Source organism: Psychrobacter sp. CX10, assembly GCF_057621575.2.
Window position 1 is genome coordinate 2129803 of sequence record NZ_CM177736.1, and the last position, 19375, is coordinate 2149177.

13 protein-coding genes are annotated in these 19375 nt (G+C 40.4%); 9 read left to right on the top strand and 4 right to left on the bottom strand.

Annotated elements, in window-relative coordinates:
- The first annotated feature begins 87 nt into the window (after positions 1-87).
- The 7 genes from AC21OH_RS08585 (at position 88) to AC21OH_RS08615 (ending at position 9843) form a co-directional block, all read left to right on the top strand.
- Positions 88-339, top strand: coding sequence for a YfhL family 4Fe-4S dicluster ferredoxin (locus tag AC21OH_RS08585; protein ID WP_486535606.1), 252 nt, complete (start codon positions 88-90; stop codon positions 337-339).
- Positions 340-1185: 846 nt separating this feature from the next.
- The gene (locus tag AC21OH_RS08590; RefSeq protein WP_487370075.1) at positions 1186-3744 is read left to right on the top strand and encodes a YgiQ family radical SAM protein; all 2559 of its coding nucleotides are present in this window, start codon (positions 1186-1188) and stop codon (positions 3742-3744) included.
- A 37-nt stretch (positions 3745-3781) separates the two neighbouring features.
- Positions 3782-4618, top strand: a complete 837-nt coding sequence (locus AC21OH_RS08595) for a DsbC family protein (protein WP_487370074.1) — start codon at positions 3782-3784, stop codon at positions 4616-4618.
- Positions 4619-4897: 279 nt separating this feature from the next.
- The gene (locus tag AC21OH_RS08600; protein ID WP_487370073.1) at positions 4898-6217 is read left to right on the top strand and encodes a homoserine dehydrogenase; all 1320 of its coding nucleotides are present in this window, start codon (positions 4898-4900) and stop codon (positions 6215-6217) included.
- 120 nt (positions 6218-6337) lie between these two features.
- Positions 6338-7519, top strand: a complete 1182-nt coding sequence (locus AC21OH_RS08605; protein WP_486535610.1) for a thiolase family protein — start codon at positions 6338-6340, stop codon at positions 7517-7519.
- A 578-nt stretch (positions 7520-8097) separates the two neighbouring features.
- Positions 8098-8946, top strand: a complete 849-nt coding sequence (locus AC21OH_RS08610) for a DUF2382 domain-containing protein (RefSeq protein ID WP_486535611.1) — start codon at positions 8098-8100, stop codon at positions 8944-8946.
- Positions 8947-9201: 255 nt separating this feature from the next.
- Positions 9202-9843, top strand: coding sequence for a YsnF/AvaK domain-containing protein (locus AC21OH_RS08615; RefSeq protein ID WP_487370071.1), 642 nt, complete (start codon positions 9202-9204; stop codon positions 9841-9843).
- Between the two features lie 353 nt (positions 9844-10196).
- Here AC21OH_RS08615 and AC21OH_RS08620 read toward each other — a convergent pair whose 3' ends face one another.
- Positions 10197-10571, bottom strand: coding sequence for a hypothetical protein (locus AC21OH_RS08620; RefSeq protein WP_487370070.1), 375 nt, complete (start codon positions 10569-10571; stop codon positions 10197-10199).
- Positions 10572-10934: 363 nt separating this feature from the next.
- Complete coding sequence (gene secA, locus AC21OH_RS08625) at positions 10935-13724, bottom strand: preprotein translocase subunit SecA (RefSeq protein ID WP_487370069.1); 2790 nt, start codon at positions 13722-13724, stop codon at positions 10935-10937.
- 427 nt (positions 13725-14151) lie between these two features.
- On the opposite strand from secA, the gene mutS reads away from it, so the two are divergent.
- Together mutS and fdxA are read left to right on the top strand one after the other, a co-directional pair.
- Entirely contained in the window at positions 14152-17364 is a 3213-nt protein-coding gene (gene mutS, locus AC21OH_RS08630; protein WP_487370068.1) for a DNA mismatch repair protein MutS, read from the top strand.
- A 240-nt stretch (positions 17365-17604) separates the two neighbouring features.
- Positions 17605-17928 carry a ferredoxin FdxA gene (gene fdxA, locus AC21OH_RS08635; RefSeq protein ID WP_486535616.1) on the top strand — a complete coding sequence of 108 codons (324 nt, stop codon included), beginning with the start codon at positions 17605-17607 and terminating at the stop codon, positions 17926-17928.
- Positions 17929-18109: 181 nt separating this feature from the next.
- Here the strand turns inward: fdxA and AC21OH_RS08640 are convergent, their stop codons facing one another.
- Both AC21OH_RS08640 and AC21OH_RS08645 read right to left on the bottom strand, forming a co-directional pair.
- Entirely contained in the window at positions 18110-18505 is a 396-nt protein-coding gene (locus AC21OH_RS08640; protein ID WP_487370067.1) for a pilin, read from the bottom strand.
- Between the two features lie 300 nt (positions 18506-18805).
- Complete coding sequence (locus tag AC21OH_RS08645; protein ID WP_487370066.1) at positions 18806-19303, bottom strand: type IV pilin protein; 498 nt, start codon at positions 19301-19303, stop codon at positions 18806-18808.
- Positions 19304-19375 lie beyond the last annotated feature (72 nt).

Consider the following 19375-nt stretch of genomic DNA (forward strand, 5'->3'; position numbering starts at 1 on the left):
TTTGCTATTCATTAAGCTTAGTAAGGTTAATAATTTAACCGTTAAAACTTATTATTGCGTCGACTCTATGTTAAATAAGGAGCTGAAATGGCACTTTTTATCACCGATGAATGTATTAACTGTGATGTTTGTGAACCTGAATGCCCCAATGAAGCTATTTATGAGGGGGATGAGATTTATGAAATCAACCCTGATTTATGCACTGAATGTGTAGGGCATTTTGATGAACCGCAATGCGTCCAAATATGTCCCGTAGATTGTATCCCTAAAGACCCCAATCACGTTGAATCCGAAGAAGAGTTAGTGGCTAAATATAAGCGTATTACTGGAAACGATTAAGAAAGTATGGCATTAGGGAGACATATATAAGATAAACGTACAACATAATTACCATCACAAATGCATCAATATAGTAGCAATGATTAAGTTGTATTATGCAAGATATACCGTAATTAAATGGCATAATAAATAAACCGATTATAGGGAAAATCAATGCAATTTTTGCATGTCTTATAGCAAATTGTTTTGAATGGTATTTGTTCTTTTTAATAAAATATACTATTAAAATCAGATGTATTAATACCAATACAATAAGCAATCTATTGTACATCATATTATAGTATCCAGGCCTTAGATGTTCGTACTGAGATAAGTCGACTTTAGCATTGGCCATAGATGCCAGTATCATTACCATAGTGATACCCATGACATACAACGAAGTATGCATTAAGTATTTAAAGTTGATACAATTCAAAAATGACATACTTAATTAACCTACCTAATTTATTTTAAATAGCATTTTTCTATACACTTAAACATTCAACGCCATCTACTCTTTACAATTCGTATTTTTTCCGATGAATTAGCTATTGCGCTATATAATGGTTATATAATTTTATAACATCGCTGACTTGCTATACCTCTTGACAAAAAAGATTACTTGAAAGAAACATATTTTGAATGAGGTACTTTTAATTATTAGACTCATACGTAAATTATTCTAATTAAGGAATGGTTAAACAGTAATTATATATCAATCATCTATTTAAAATGCTCAACATAAACCCTATTCATGTTAAAATGAGCGTCATTCTTTTTTATCACCCCTCTTGTACTAACTCTCGTTTTACTATTGATCTTTTTAATTGCTCTTTAGATTTTCAAATCATTATCTAGGTTATTCCCATGTCTGCTGAAACCATCGCCCGCACTGCCTTTAAACAAGGTGTTACGCCCTTATACGACTACGATAAACACTGGGCCAGCTGCTACGAACCAGCGCCGTTTCTGCCTATGAGTCGCCGTGAGATGGATGAGCTGGGCTGGGATGCGTGCGATGTGATTATTGTCTCAGGCGACGCCTATGTTGACCATCCAAGCTTTGGGATGGCGATTATTGGTCGTTTGCTTGAGGCGCAGGGCTTTCGTGTAGGTATCATCGCTCAGCCTGATTGGACGAGCAAAGATGCGTTTATGGAACTGGGTAAACCTGTCTATGCTTATGGTGTGACGGCTGGCAACATGGACAGCATGATTAACCGCTATACAGCCGATCGCCGTATACGTAGTGATGATGCTTATTCGCCCAATAATGCGCCAGACAAACGCCCTGATCGCGCCGCTATTGTTTATAGTCAGCGTTGCCGTGAGGCGTATCCTGATGTACCAATTATACTGGGTGGTATTGAGGGAAGCTTACGCCGTATTGCACACTATGATTATTGGTCGGATAAAGTGCGCCGTAGCGTATTATTAGATAGCCGTGCCGATGTTCTTTTGTATGGTAACGCTGAGCGTGCCATCGTGGATGTGGTACATGGCTTGTCAAAGGGCTATACCTTTGAGCAGATGAGCGATCTTAGAGGTACGGCTTATTTGATTACGCCGTCTCGCCGCCACTGGAAGGCAGATATGATCGAGATTGAAAGTAACGATGTCGATACGGTGGGCCGCGTTGATCCGATTATTAATCCGTATGTGATGACTGAGGATTTAGACAGCTGCTCTATTGAGAAAGATAAAGGCAATAGCAAGCAAGCTTATAATGACAGCAAATCTAGCATAGAGCGCCCTTCTGCTTTTGAACAACAATATCAAGGCTTTAAAGCAGAGCCGGTTCAAAACAAAGTCTTGAACGCGGATCAGGTAAATGATGATGTACAGCCAGTTAAGATGATGGGACTTGAAGTTACGAATGCAGATACAAAACCGAAAACTGCACGTAAACACAAAATAAAACTACCCCCGCGTGCTAAGTCTGTCATTCGCTTACCTGATTATAGTGACGTTAAATCTGACCCTGTGTTATACGCGCACGCCAACCGTATTTTGCATATGGAAACCAACCCGGGTAACGCGCGCGCTTTGGTTCAGCGTCATAGATCAGGTAAAAATAAGGACGGCGGCAACACAAAAACAGACATCGATGTGTGGTTAAACCCGCCACCGCTTCCGTTATCGATGGAGGAAATGGATTATGTGTTCGACTTACCTTATGCGCGTGTGCCACATCCTAGCTATGGTGATGCCCGTATCCCTGCGTTTGACATGATTAAGTTTTCGGTCAATATCATGCGCGGCTGCTTTGGTGGTTGTACCTTCTGTTCGATTACCGAGCATGAGGGACGTATTATTCAAAATCGCTCTGAGGAGTCTATCCTACGTGAAGTTGAGGCAATTCGTGATACGGCGCCGAATTTCACAGGGGTTATTTCAGACTTAGGTGGACCAACAGCCAACATGTATCGCCTGAGCTGTAAAGATGAAACCATTGAGAAAAACTGTCGTAAACCCTCTTGTGTTTACCCAGGTATTTGCGATAACTTAATTACTGATCATCGCCATTTGACTCAGCTGTATCGGAATGCTCGAGAGGTTAAAGGGGTCAAAAAAATCCTCATCGCGTCTGGACTGCGTTATGATCTAGCGGTTAAAGATCCTGAATATGTCAAAGAGCTGGTGACGCATCATGTCGGCGGCTATCTTAAGATTGCGCCTGAGCACTCTGAGGAAGGAGTGCTGTCTAAAATGATGAAGCCTGGCATGGGTACGTATGATGAGTTTAAACAGATGTTTGAACAGTTTAGTGCTGAGGCAGGTAAAGAGCAGTACCTTATCCCCTACTTTATTGCTGCCCATCCGGGTACGACGGATGAGGACATGATGAATTTGGCGCTGTGGCTTAAGCGGCATGACTTTAGAACCGATCAGGTGCAAGCCTTCTATCCAAGCCCTATGGCGACTGCAACAACCATGTATCACACGCACAAAGACCCGCTGCACAAAGTGACTCGCACCCAAGGTGATGTCGATATTGTAAAATCAGGTAAACAGCGTAAACTACATAAGGCCTTTTTACGTTATCATGATCCTATGAACTGGGGTATGCTACGTGCGGCTTTAAAACGTCTGGGTCGGCAAGATCTTATTGGGACGGCGCGGCATTGTTTGATACCCCCGTTTAATTCAAGACTTGAAGGTAAAAATAGCGAGACGTATCAATCGGCACGCAAGAAGAACAGCCGAATTGGTTCGGATTCTGTGAAGCGTCAACACAGCAATCAAGCCAATAACCAAGCTAATAAGCGGTCTAATAAAACGGCAGGCAAGTCTTCAACGGCGCAGCGGCCCAAAAACCAAAAGGCTAATAATATAAAGACTGCGAATAAAGCGCAAAATAAACAAGTAAGTAAAGGCAACTTTCAGACGCAGCATACAGGCATGCCACCAAGAGCGACTAAATAACCAAAACCTACATACCCTAATATATAGAGATAAGTTTATGTCATCGTTTATTAATAAGTTATCTTTTAGAAACAGCTTCTATGCGTCTAAAGCAGGACTTATCACGCTTGCTGTCGCAATTGCTGGGTGCAACAGCAATACTACTGAGGCGAACACGCCTAATACGGATAGCTCTACAGCAGTTAATAATACCTCAGCGCCGCTTCAGAACTCAGATGCCGACGTGGTAAATGCCCTTGAAGCAAATTTTAAGGCATCTGGATTTGAACAAAATATTATATCTGCTATTCCTACCAAAATGGATGACATATATTGGGTAACTGGTGAAGGCATACCTTCATTTTTTAGTGATAAAGATGGCCGTTATATTATTCAAGGTCAGATTGTCCAAATCGGTCAAGACCGTCCAATCGATATCAGCGCTGATCTGATTGCTGCAAACGTTAAAACGACGCTTGCTAAGGTAGATAAGCAAGAGATGATTACTTATCCTGCCAAAGGCAATACAAAGGCGTCCGTTTACGTCTTTACCGATGCTGATTGTCCCTATTGCACTAAGTTACATCAAGAAATGGATGATGTTAACAACCTAGGTATTGCGGTACATTATCTAGCTTGGCCTCGCAGTGAGCGTAGCGTTCCAAAAATGGAATCAGTATGGTGTAGCGAGGATCGTATTGCTGCTATGAACCAAGCGAAGTCAGGACAAAATCCGATGGCTCCCGCATGCGATAGTCCTGTACGTGATCATATGCGACTAGGTATGCGTCTTGGGGTTAGCGGCACGCCTGCTATATTCACTGAATCGGGGCATCAAATTGGGGGGTACCTTCCCGCTAATCAACTTGCTAAAGCGGCCATTGCAAACAAATAAAACATGGGTTATATAGTCCGTGAACTGCTAAACGGTTACTGTGTTAACGTTAACATCGCTAAGCCTTCATAAGTAGTAATTCAGTAGTAGTAATTGCACTCGATGTCTTGTCACTATTGTAGACTACATTGACTATGCCTATTGAGTATGCGCGTCAAATAATGCAATTTAGAATTGAAAGCTTTAGAATGAATGATAAGTTCCACCTAGCCAATTCTATTCAAACCAATTACACTTATATCGACTCTAAATATAACACATAAAACAACTGAGGATATCGTGAGTAAATCTATAAAACTTGCCATACTAGGACTGGGTACTGTAGGTACTGGCGTACTTAACCTGCTAAACGACAACTTATCAGAGCTTAAAAGACGCAGTGGTCATGACATTGTAATTACTCAAGTTGGCGTCCGTCGCCGACGTGATGATATTGATCCTAATATTAAACAAGAAAGCGACTTGATGGCTATTGCTGAGAGTGATGATGTTGATATTATTATCGAAGTCATCGGTGGTCAAACGATTGCCAAAGAAGTTATTTTCCATGCTATCAAACATGGTAAACATGTGGTAACGGCCAACAAAGCCTTACTTGCTGAACATGGTAATGAGATTTTCTCTTTAGCGGATCAACATCAAGTCCATGTTGCTTATGAAGCGGCAGTAGCAGGCGGTATTCCGATTATTAAAGTAATGCGTGAAGCATTAGCCGCCAACAAAGTCGATTGGTTGACGGGTATTATTAATGGTACTGGCAACTTTATTATGTCTGAGATGCGCGATAAAGGTCGTAGCTTTGAAGATGTGTTAGCAGAAGCACAAGAATTAGGCTATGCCGAAGCTGACCCAACCTTCGATGTCGAAGGAATTGATGCCGCGCACAAATTAGCGCTACTTGCATCCATTGCTTTTGGGATACCCCTTCAGTTTGATAAAGTATATTGTGAAGGCATCACTAACGTTACCTTGCAAGATGTGACTTATGCCGAAGAGCTTGGATACCGCATTAAGCATTTAGGCTTCGCAGTACGTCGTTATAATGATGACGATACAGCTAATGGCATAGAGCTTCGAGTACATCCAACGCTGATTCCACAAGATAAACTGCTTGCTAATGTCAATGGTGTCAAAAATGCAGTTTTAGTCAATTCTCATCCACTAGGCCAAACCCTCTATTATGGTGATGGTGCTGGTGCTGGAGCCACTGCGTCGGCGGTCATGGCAGATGTGATGGATCTCATCCGTGTCTTAACTGTCGAAAATGGTCATCACGTGCCACACTTAGCGTTTATGCCAAATGAGCTATCTGATACGCCAGTTTTAAGTGCAGATGACATGGTAGCGGGATACTATCTACGCTTACAAGCAGATGACACACCAGGAGTATTAGCGGATGTTACTCGTATTCTGAGCGATGCAGGTATAAATATAGACGCCATTTTACAAAAGCCTGCACATCAAATGGGTCAAGTACCGATTATTATATTGACATTGCCTGTCGTTGAAAGCCAGATGAATGTCGCCATTAATAAAATAGAAACATTGGAACAAATTACCTCTGATGTGGTACGTATCCGTTTGCATGAGTTAGACTAGGGGCTATCAGATTGAGCTATAAGAAGTAAGCCAGACTCAAGACAAGGATTTAAATTTAATATTTGGTTCAATGTATGAATCAATTGTTTTAATACAACACGAATAATTAAGGATAGAATTATGTCATCAGATTCAGTAGTTATTGTCAGCGGTGCCCGTACTCCTATGGGCGGATTTCAAGGTGATCTTTCTAGTGCGACATCGCCTGAATTAGGTGCTGCTGCTATCAAAGCATCGGTTGAACGTGCGGGTATAGATCCACAACAAATTGACGAAGTTATTATGGGCTGTATTTTGACAGCGGGAGTGGGTCAAGGCCCAGCACGTCAGGCAATGCGTAATGCCGGCATTCCAGACAGCACAGGCGCCGTGACTATTAACAAACTGTGCGGCTCAGGTCTAAAAGCAGTCATGCAAGCTAATGATTCTATTAAAGCAGGTAATGCGGATATCATCGTTGCTGGTGGTATGGAATCTATGACCAATGCGCCTTATATATTGCCTAAAGCTCGTCAAGGCTACCGTATGGGTCATAGCGAAGTTAAAGACCATATGTTTTTAGATGGTTTAGAAGATGCGGACACCGGCAAGCTTATGGGACAATTTGCTCAAGAGATGGCCAATGAAAAAGGGTATACCCGTGAGCAGATGGATGACTTTGCGATCGAGTCTCTTAACCGCGCGTTAACAGCCATCAATGAAGGTCATTTTGATAATGAAGTTACCCCAGTCACAATTAAGACCCGTAAAGGTGAGTTGGTTGTTGAAAGTGATGAACAGCCTGCAAAAGCGGATGCAGAACGTATCCCTAAGTTGCGTGCCGCCTTTGCTAAAGATGGGACTATTACCGCAGCGAATGCCAGCTCGATTTCAGATGGTGCTGCTGCTGTAGTCGTAACCTCAGAGAGTACGGCCAAAGAAAAAAACTTAAACATTGAAGCTCGTATTATCGCCAGTGCTTCAAACTCACGTCATCCATCTGAATTTACTATTGCCCCTATTGGGTCTATTGAAAAAGTTTTAGACAAAGCTGGCTGGTCAGTAGATGAGGTTGATTTGTGGGAGATTAATGAAGCGTTTGCTATGGTTACCATGGTAACGATGGATGAATTGAACATTTCACACGACAAAGTAAACATTGAAGGTGGTGCTTGTGCTTTAGGACATCCTGTAGGCTGTTCGGGTGCGCGTATTCTAGTCACATTGATTAATTCACTAAAACGTACTGGTGGCAAGAAAGGTGTCGCATCATTATGTATTGGTGGCGGTGAAGCAGTAGCAGTGGCTATCGAACTGCCTTAAATCAATACTTAATCCCAGTATTTCTTTGTAAACAATATAATTAAAAAAGAGCTGGTAATGAAGTTCTTGAGTAAGCAACAATTACTGCTAAAACCTCTAAATATAATAAATAATAAGAGTCTCATATGAGGCTCTTTTTTTATTTTAACAATGTCTGTTAGTAAATGTAAAACTGAATGAAGGTCATGTTATTGAATTTACATCGTTTAACACTGAATTACGTAACTTAATACTGTGATACGTGTTTACTATTTAAGTAGTGCTTACCACTTGTTAATCTATTACCAAGTCGTCGAGAGTAGAATTCTTAAAAATTCATATTAATGTTAATACTTTTAATAAGTAATATTAAAACTAGAACTACTAACAAATTTCTATAATTAGAATGCTTATTAATAATTAGCTTCTTTGATAATAAATTCTTGTTAGAATTTTTCAATTAGGAATTCAGTGATGGCTAGCTAAGAGATATGTCACAATTCTCAAAAATTTACAATAACCAATAAATTTGAGAATTTTTTACTCGACTTAATTTTAGATTTTTATTTTTAAATTCACAATAATATAAGGAAAAAATAATGAGTAACTTATTCCGTTTAAATGACATTCAAAGCACTAGTAATGATCTATTAGGTGATGACTATTATGATCCAACTGGTAAAACAGCTTATGGTGTAAACGAAGAAAAGATTGGTAAAGTTGATGGTGCATTAGTAGAAGAAGCTACTGGCCGTATCCGCTACTTAATCGTAGATGCTGGTGGTTGGTTTAGCTCTAAGCAAGTATTAGTACCAGCTGGTCTAGCTCGTATTACAGGTGATGACGTGTTCTTTGACAACTTAACTAAATCACAAGTTGAAGCAATGGATGTTTATGATCCTGATTATCAGTATAGTTATGAAGAGCAAGTTAACAAAGATCGTCAAGCATTTGTAGCAGACACTGTACCTGCTGAAGAACGTCTAGATTTTAAAGAAGATTATTATGATGCACCTAATACACTAGAGCTTCTTGAAGAACGTTTAACAGTAAATAAAGATCGTATTGTTGCAGGTTTAGTGAGCGTGGGCAAACACGTTGTATCTGAAGATCGTAAAGTAGAGGTTGAGCTTGAAGAAGAGCATGCACATATTGAGCGTACCGATGTAAACCGTCCTACAGATCGTAGAATTGGTGATGACGCTGGTGCGGACTCTATTCAAGTTGAACTTGAAGCAGAACGTGCTCGTGTAAATAAAGAAACATATGTTACTGAAGAAGTAAATGTTGGCAAAACTACTGAACGTCATACAGAAACAATACACGAAACCATCAAGCGTGAAGAGTTAGATATCGACCGTGATGGTAATGTTGTTGACCGTGAAGGCAACATTGTAAATCGTGATGATATCACTGCTGATGATGTACGTGCAGCTCGCGGTCTATAATAAGTTATTGACCTTAATTTATCGAGGTTAACTCAATAGTTATGAGTTAAGCACGAAAAAGCCAGAGTTCACGCTCTGGCTTTTTTATTATCTAACATTATTTAGTCTCTTTATTGAATATTTAATGATATGAATTTATATGTGACCTTATTACGGTTTATTTTAATTTAATTTCTATCAATATTTACAAGCCATTTCCCTTAAATTCTAACTTATAGCATGCGCATATTAAAATATTAACTTAAGGAAATTCTAATGAATAGCCAGAATTCAAAAGGCAGTACCCTTCATAACCAAACCTCTAGGACCCCTAATACAAATGATACAGATATCGATGCTTCTAATCAATTAACAACGGACAATACCTTGACGAATACTAATACAGATAAGCTAATAGATAATAATCCTAAATTGGTAGGCAATTTAGAGCTTTTAGAAGAACGTGCAGAAGTTAGTAAAGAGCGTCTAAACATTGGTAAGGTCATTGTAAGTAAGCAAACCCGTACTAAGACTGTTCAGGTCCCAATCGAACTTACTGAAGAAGTATTAATTGTTGAAGCGCATTATACTGATGATGAAAGCAGATCTAAGTTAGCTCACTCAGTTAATGAAGAAGATATAATTCGTTATTTAGAGCCAAGCTTAGAGCATTCGCCACATATTACGGTAGATGGTAGACAGTTAGACATTGGTAATGAACCTATCGAAATCGTCTTATCTCGCGAAGTTGCAACCGTTGAAAAACATACCTATGCGGTTCAAAATGTAGATATTAAAAAGACGGTACACAAGCATACGGACGAATTTGATATAGAGTTAAAACATGAAGAGTTGGATGTCCACGAAGAAGGCTATTTAGAAGAAAACTATGTTAATGATAACGATTTTAATCGCTAGTTCTTTATATAGTCGGCGAACTTATAAAGAGTCACGGTGTTAACCTCGTTAAGCCTACCCTAGTAGTACTTGCACTCGGTTGCCTTGTGACTACTTTAAAGTTCTTGGACTATAGCTAATCGTTAATAGTTAATTACTAACTTCCAATTCTCAAGTAATTTTAGAACATAAAAAAGGTTCTTATACATAACTGATAAGAACCTTTTGTTTTAACTAGAGCGTGTACCTATTTGGTTGGTAAGGCTAAAAATGAGATAGGTTTTTGCTAATCACAGTAAATTTTGCAGAGAACATAGCCATTTTTGACCATCAATCTTATGATTAGCAATTAGGGACACGCCCTAATAACTTATTTATTCAGCAGGTGCGTTTTGAGTAGGCGCATTCTCTTCAAGCACAGTCCCTTCTGCTGGACCAATTTGAGAGTCAGTTACTGGTGCGTTGGCAATAGGATCTATACTACTGCTATCTTGTATAGGAGAGGTTGAAGGATCGATGTCTGCACCATCCTCGACACCTTCATACTCAGGCTGTTCTTCTAGGTTCTCAATATCATCTGCTACGATGGCTGAACCACTATTTTCAGCAGGTTCAGCTGACATTGGGGCATCCGTATTGACTTCTGGTTCTGGTGTCTCTTCTGCCTGCTTCTGACACGCCGTTAACCCCAGTAATACAGTTAATGAAGAGGTTAACAATAATGTTTTAATAGTTTGATTGGTTTTCATTCTATATTTTCCTAAAAGTTGATGAATGTCATTGTATAAATAAGTATAGGGTCTAACAGTCTTTCAAGGTTTAATAAAAGGTTGCTTTTTTACAAGTTCATTTTTTATAAAGACAATAGGGTCTGTTGAGCCATGCTATCTATTATCATTACTACTAAGTATAGCCTCTACTGATAATTATAACCTCAAATGCTAACTATGGCTTCTACTTTAGTATGCTACTAATAATTTAATAAAGCCACAGTTATTAAAACAGTTATTAAAGATATCTTATACTTAGGCTATTCTATTTTAAGCAATAGTCTTTTGTTCAGTAAATTATTTAATAAATTATTTAGTATGCTGCCTCAGTAAATACTCTCACTAAATCTTACCATGACACTGTTTATACTTTAATCCAGAACCGCAAGGGCATGGAGCATTACGGCTAATATTAAGATTTGCGTATTCACCACCTTCATTAGCACCCGACGCAGGATTTGATCCTGATTGAACACTAGCAGTGATGTTTTGCGTATTTTGATTCTGTGAATTTGGCTGAGGCGCATTCTCTCTTTCACCCGTTAAACTATTGATCTCCGCATGTTCAAACATCATCTTCTGGCGCTCAGCTTGCGCTAAACGCTCAGCTTCCATAGCTTCTAGCTCTTCTTTGGTCGGAATATGAACGCGAGATAAATCTTGAACCGTATCTGATTTGATAGCACCTAACATCATTTGGAACAAATCAAAAGATTCACGTTTATATTCTTGTTCTGGATTTTTTTGAGCATAGCCGCGTAGATGAATCCCTTTACGTAGCTGATCCATTTGCGTTAAGTGCTCTTTCCAGTGGCGATCTAAGCTCTGTAGCATAAAGTGGCGCTCAAGCTGAGCCGCATTTTCAGGAGACATTTGTTCGCGGCGATAACGATATCGATCGATAGCGGTTTGAATGATTTTTTCGCGCAGACCTTCTTCATCTAGACGGCGATCTTCATCTAGCCAGTCGTTAATAGGAATATAGTATTTGAATTCGCTTTCAAGCTCATCTTCAAGACCATCGATATTCCACTGATCATCAATAGATCCAGGGGGTATGAATTGGCTTATGAGCGCATCATAAACATCACGGTGCATCTCTTCAATCGCATCTTTTAAGTCCGCTTCTGCTAGTAAATCATCACGCTGAGAGTAGATAACCTTACGTTGCTCATTTGCGACATCGTCATACTTAAGCAAGCTTTTACGTGCATCAAAGTCACGACTCTCAACCTTACCTTGAGCATTCTCAATGGAGCGCGATACCATTTTGTGCTCAATGGCTTCATCTTCTTTTAGACCCATAGCGCGCATCATATTGACCACACGATCGCCTGCGAAGATACGCATTAAGTCGTCTTCTAAAGATAAAAAGAAACGGGATTGTCCAGGGTCACCTTGACGGCCTGCACGGCCTCGTAACTGGTTATCAATGCGTCGAGACTCATGACGCTCAGAGCCTATAATGTGTAACCCGCCTGCAGCAATGACTTCATCATGCTTTTTCTGCCACGCATCTTTAAGGCGTTTCATCTCCTCAGGACTCACATTCTCAGGATCAGTAATATAAGCCTGCCAGTTACCACCCAAGATGATATCCGTACCACGGCCCGCCATGTTAGTCGCGATGGTTACCGCTCTAGGACTACCCGCCTGCGCAATAATTTCAGCTTCACGCTCATGCTGCTTAGCATTAAGTACATTATGTTTGATACCTTCTTGATCCATCAAATAAGACAGCTCTTCACTGGCCTCAATCGTTGCCGTACCAACAAGTACCGGAGCGCCTTTGGCCTGAATCTCTTTGATCTCTCGGATAATACCTTTGTATTTGCCTAATTTTGATAAGAATATCTGATCGTCCAAATCAATACGGGCGATAGGCATATGTGTTGGAATAACCACCACATCCATATCATATGTAGATTTAAATTCTGCCGCTTCGGTATCGGCGGTACCGGTCATGCCTGATAACTTATCATACAGACGGAAATAGTTTTGGAAAGTAGTAGTCGCAAGCGTTTGGTTCTCAGCTTGAATCTCAACGCCCTCTTTGGCCTCTACTGCTTGATGCAGACCATCGGACCAGCGGCGTCCAGGCATGGTACGGCCAGTATTTTCATCAACAATAACAACTTCGCCGTCATCGACAATGTAATGCACGTTTTTTACAAATATATGGTGCGCACGAATTGCCGCTTGTACGTGTGCCAATAATGGCAAACGTGTTGGGCTATATAAACTTTCGTTTTCGCCAAGCTCTCCGACTTCGACTAAAAACGATTCAATCTTCTCATAGCCTTTTTCACTAATTTCAATCGAACGGTTCTTTTCATCAATCCAAAAGTCGCCGTCTTCGTTATTTTTGTTGGCTTCTTCATCGGAAGAACGAATCAGACGAGGGATGATTTGATTAATTAATGCGTAAGTTGCCGAAGAGTCTTCTGCTTGACCTGAGATAATAAGCGGGGTACGCGCTTCATCAATTAAGATTGAGTCAATCTCATCGATAATACAAAAGTTTAGCGCACGCTGTTTTTTCTCCGCTAAGCTAAATACCATATTGTCACGTAGGTAATCAAACCCATATTCGTTGTTGGTACCGTAGGTAATATCTGCTTGATACGCATCTACTTTTTCCTGGGGCGGCTGCTGAGAGTAAATCACGCCCACCGTCAATCCCAAAAAGTTAAACAAAGGACGGTTTAAGTCCGCATCACGCGCGGCCAAGTAATCGTTCACAGTAACAACGTGCACCCCTTTGCCGCTTAATGCATTTAGGTACATGGCTAAGGTCGCCATTAGGGTTTTACCCTCACCCGTACGCATCTCCGCAATCTTACCCTCATGCAAGGTAATACCACCGATAATCTGCACATCGTAGTGACGCATACCCAGCACACGCATCGAGGCTTCACGGCACACCGCAAAGGCTTCGGGTAATAAAGAATCTAAGCTTGCGCCCTCATCGAAACGGCGTTTAAATTCTGCCGTTTTTTCTCGAAGCTGCTCATCTGAGAGCGATGACACGTTAGATTCTTGATCGTTCACCTTAGCGACTATCTGGCGCATGCGTTTGAGTTCGCGATCGTTTTTGGTACCAATAACGCTTCCGATTATTTTTGACAACATATTATAAAAGACCTACATTCGACATAGTCGAGCATATTAAACTGCCGACCTAAAAAAATTTTTATTTATTATATATGGTAACAGCATCGATAGATACAAGGGTATATGTTTACTCAGACACAATATTATGAATAATTTTACAATTAGAGGCTGTCGATAAAACATCTACTGCTAAAATAGGGGTTTAGCTACAATACTTGATATAATATATCATCATAGCGTTTTTAAAATCATCACGCATTTAAGTACATTTAACATTTAAGTACATTTAACATTTAAGTACATAGCGTTTTAAAGAACATTACGTTTTCAAGAACCTTGTATCTGTCGACACGCTTAATGCTGTCATTTAATGCTATAGTTTAATGCTATGGTTAATTGATGTTCACCCGCTCTACTATACTCTGCACAATTAATAAGTCTTATTATGTCAAAAACGCCACACAATACCCATATTATCAATATTGCTGGTACTGAGTACGACCTGAACAACCACACCCCAATGATGGTTCAGTATTTAACCCTAAAAGCACAGTATCCTCAGGCATTATTGCTATATCGAATGGGCGATTTTTATGAATTATTTTTTGAAGATGCCGAGCGTGCTGCCAATATATTGGATATTACCTTAACACGGCGTGGCAATGACAAAGCGGGTAACAACATTGCGATGGCAGGCGTACCTTTTCATGCAGCAGAAAGCTACATGGCAAGATTGATAGCTGCTGGTGAAACTGTGGTTATTTGTGAACAAGTCGACGACAATGAGCCAAATGATGAGTTATTAGAGAACGAAAAGTCTGGTGACAATAAAGCGTCTGGCGCCTCGGAGGCCTCTAACAAACAAAATGAAAAAGAAACTAAGCCTGCCGGCAAGGGCATCATGCGCCGTGAAGTGGTTAAGACCCTTACGGCAGGTACGCTAACAGATGATGCGCTTATTGCGCCAAATCACACCCCTAGTGTCGTCGCCATTGATCTATATCATCCTAAAGCTGCAAACAAACAGTCGAAACTGGCTGCAGGTATCAGTCAGCTAGATATCAATGCTGGCACCATCCGTACGCAAACGCTCGTTGTTAATTCGGACGCCTCAAACCCAGTCCCTGACACATCCTTAGCGACTGACTCAGACTCAGCTAAGGCCGGTGACGTTCAGAACCTTGAGTACGAGACGCTTGATTATGAAGCTTTAATCAAACAGCGCCTGCTTACTGTATTAAATCGCTTTGAACCCAGCGAGGTTATCATACCCGAAACGATGTCAGATGACTGGCGTCACTGGCTACAAGATACGCTTTATTGCCCAGTCATTAGTGTGGCGGCGAGCGACTTTAACCCTGAGCACGCAGACGATACGTTGTGCCGTCAATTTAAGGTTCAAACCTTAGAGGGCGTGGGTATCGCTGATAGCCCGTTGTCTCAAACCAGTAGCGCGGCGCTCATTCACTATGCACAGCAAACTCAGCAGCGCCATACCCCGCAAGTGACCGAGCTTATTATCGAGAGGGATGAAGACTATTTAATTATTGATGATATAAGCAGTCGTAACTTAGAATTATTTGAATCCGTGAGCAGTACGGGCACTAGCCTATTAAAGGTGGTCAATAAATGCCCCACACCTATGGGCAGGCGTCTATTATCCAATCAGCTTAAGCGCCCGCTTCGTTTAGCACAGGCACATAGTACGCTGAGCAACCGATTAGACGCGGTGCAGTGGTTTACCAATCAGCCTACGCTATCAGCCTTAACCGCTCTACAAGAGACTTTACAAAAAATCGCTGATATTGAGCGTATTAGCAGTCGTATAGGACTACGTAGCGCCAAACCCCGCGATTTACGCCGATTGGCGCAAAGTATTCGCTATAGTCATCAATTGGCGAACCAACTTATTGAGCTTGGGTTAGACCTGCAAGGCTTTGGTTTGCTGCCGTTATTGGCAGCACACTTACCTAATGTTCATGTAACCCATACCGCCCATACTGCCCATACTGCCCATACCGAGCTTGAGGACATTGCAGATTTGATAGAACGTGCCATTGTTGAGGCGCCTCCTGCACATATTAGAGAGGGCGGGATGATTGGCTCAGGATATGATGAGGACTTCGATCGGCTGGTCAGTTTGCATTACAATATTCAAGACACTTTAGACAATATGGCAGCCCAAGCACGTGACGCGTACAACTTACCTAGCCTAAAAGTTGGATTTAATAAAGTAAGTGGCTTTTATTTTGAATTACCAAAAGGTCAAGCTGCGCAGGCGCCTGAACAATTCATACGTCGTCAAACTTTAAAAAATAGCGAACGCTTTATCACCGAACCGCTCAAAAACCTTGAGGTTGAGTATTTAGATGCCCAGACCAACGCTTTAGCTCGTGAAAAAGCCCTATATCAAAAGTTATTGCATGATTTAAGCGAGCAGCTACATCATCTTCAGCGTCTTAGTGCTGCCATTGCCCAAATAGATGTGCTGCTGAACTGGGCTGTATTGGCAAAAGACAATCACTGGGTGCGTCCAAAGCTCGATGCTCAAAAGAGCTATATCTATATCCAGCAAGGGCGTCACTTGGTCGTTGAGGCCATGAGTAAACCCAACTCTACTGGCAGTACAAGCGCTATCGTCAATGCACCTCAGCACTTTGTGGCAAACGATTGCGAAATGGGAACCTCGCCGCACGCTGAGCGATTACTTTTGATTACCGGACCGAACATGGGCGGTAAATCCACTTATATGCGCCAAACTGCTTTGATTGTATTGCTGGCATGTTGTGGCAGCTTTGTGCCTGCAACTAGCGCCACTATCGGAGATATCGACCGAATATTTACCCGAATTGGATCGGCTGATGATTTAGCGGGTGGTAAGTCGACTTTTATGGTGGAGATGATCGAAACCGCGCAAATATTAAACCTAGCAACAGATCGCTCGTTGGTCCTCATGGATGAGGTTGGTCGCGGCACCTCTACCACAGATGGACTGGCAATTGCACATGCGTGTGCAATTCAGCTTTGTAACATGGGTAGCCTAACCTTATTTGCTACGCACTATTTTGAGTTGACCCAATTAGTCAATCAAGAAGCATTAAATCAAAAAATTCGTAATGTACACGTCGCAGCTAGTGAGGTCGATGGTCAATTATTACTATTACACCGTATACAAGACGGCGCAGCAAGCTCAAGCTTTGGGTTGCATGTTGCCAAGATGGCAGGTATTCCGAATACGGTGTTAGAAGCGGCTGAGCAATATCTTGTCGAGCAGAGCCAGCATCTTGAGCAATCGGCTAATTCGCTAAACCTATGTAGTGGAGCTAGTGACGGCATTAAGCGTGGCGACACTGAGCTTAACTCTCATGCTAAATTAGATAAAGCTTATGCAAATGATGCTAATAACAGTAATGAGAGTCCTAACTTTGATGTCAATGAACACGTTGATTCGTTTTCAAATACAATAGAATCGCCAAATAAGGCGGACAATAAAGCTCATAAAGCGACTAACCATGAGACTGCACCGCCCCTTTTGAATGCAAAGGCTAAAGCATTACTTAATACTCTAAATGATATTGAGCCCGATGAGCTGTCGCCTAAACAAGCACTAGATTTAATATATAAGTTGAAACAAGATGTAAAAGCGGATTTATCATAATTTGTGAAATAGTGCGTTACAAGGTAAAATAGCGACCTAATTATATTTTAGTAGATATCTGATAGTAGATATTAGTAGATATCTGGTATTCATTTCTTCCAACTCATCTTGATAGTTAGCCCATTTAGCCAAGTATCCTTTTTATTACGTCATTGTTGATTCATTAATACATATGATAACAGGGCATGCCAAAGTGGTCGTTTGATTCTATCAAGATACAATATACAAAGGTAGCTCGCTATGACATTTGTTGTCACTGATAACTGCATTCGCTGCAAATACACTGATTGTGTTGAAGTCTGCCCTGTAGACTGTTTTTATGAAGGGCCGAACTTTTTGGTCATTCATCCTGACGAATGTATTGACTGCGCCTTGTGTGAGCCTGAATGTCCAGCAAATGCTATTTTTTCTGAAGATGAAGTACCTAAAGGTCAAGAAGAATTTATTGAAATTAATGCAGAGCTTGCAGACGAATGGCCTAATATTACTGAAATGAAAGACCAGTTACCTGACGCTGAAAAGTGGGATGGTGTAGAAGGTAAGATCCAGTATCTAGAGCGTTAATTAATTATTTGCAATTTTTAAAGCGTAGCGTTAAATTAAAAAAGCGACCTAAATGGTCGCTTTTTTATTGTTTAAACTGAATATTTAAGAATTTAAGATAACTATAGAATTTAAAGTATATATTGAAATATCACCTTAATCATTATTGGGTCCCATTAGATTCGGTATTCGAATCATCTAATCATTCGGGAATTACGACGACTTCATCTTTTAATTCACATTTACCACTTTCAGCACTACATTCCGTAACACGTAATTTATCTTTACTGCCCCGTTGTTGTGGTGTAAATGTAATATCACCAGTAAAAGCAGTTAAGCGAGCAGCAGCGTCATCTTTTACTAAATCATCTTTATCTACCTTAGCACATGCAGACACGTTAAATTTACTTAGATCATTATCTGTTGCTTTATCTGCAATAGAAATACCTACGTATGAGCGAGCTTCAGCTAAACATGCGGTATTAGCAGCACGTTGTGTATAATCTTGATACGCAGGTAAAGCAATCAATGCCAAAATTGCAATAATTCCAATTACAATCATTAATTCGATTAACGTAAAACCTTTTTGGTTTTGCATAGTGTTTCCTTTGAGTAATATTAATAGATAGTTTAATACCAACTACCTAAATTTGATATATACATTTAACTAGCTATAAATATAGCTCAATTGATATATAGAGTTTTAGAGAATAAGCTTAAACTTAATAATTAATTTAAGCCTACTTGAGAGTATTTTAATACAAAAACTACAAGTTTACAAAATTAAATATAAAAATTACGTTCAGTAATATTCATACAATTATTTCGATGAATATTTGGCTTCAATATCAAGCGGTTAGGATACAGAAATACAGTTATATTTTCGAAATTTTTTTTATCACCAAGTCGATGCGCCGATATCATCACAAGATTTACCCGCTGCATAGAGTTGAGCAACGTTTAAATTGCTACTTGAAACCAAAGCACATTCACCGCCGAGACTATCGGCATAATAAATCGGTGAGTGTTTTACCAATTGATCATTTGGATTGGGCGTTGCCAGTATTTGCCATTCTTGACTACTGGCTGTATAAACGACTCTATATTTATAGTCTGATGGACTACTGTCCTTAGGTAGATACAAGTTGCCATCAGCGTCCACTGTCTCACGTGGCTCAAATCCTGCGTAACTTAACCGCTTTGCCTTCCATCTTGAGAGTTGATCAGAGATAAACATGATCTGCTGACGTGCTTGATACTCAACATTATTTCGCACATATTTTCGATAACTGGGTATGGCAATGCTCATTATAATCGTCAATATAGCCACAACGATCATAAGCTCAACAAGCGTAAAGCCAAACTCTCTTGAGGTACGTTTGTTGTAAGCACTCATAATTTATATCCCATCTATAGTTAAAGAAGTCTAAAATGGTTACAAGCCAACCGAGTGCAAGTACTATTCATA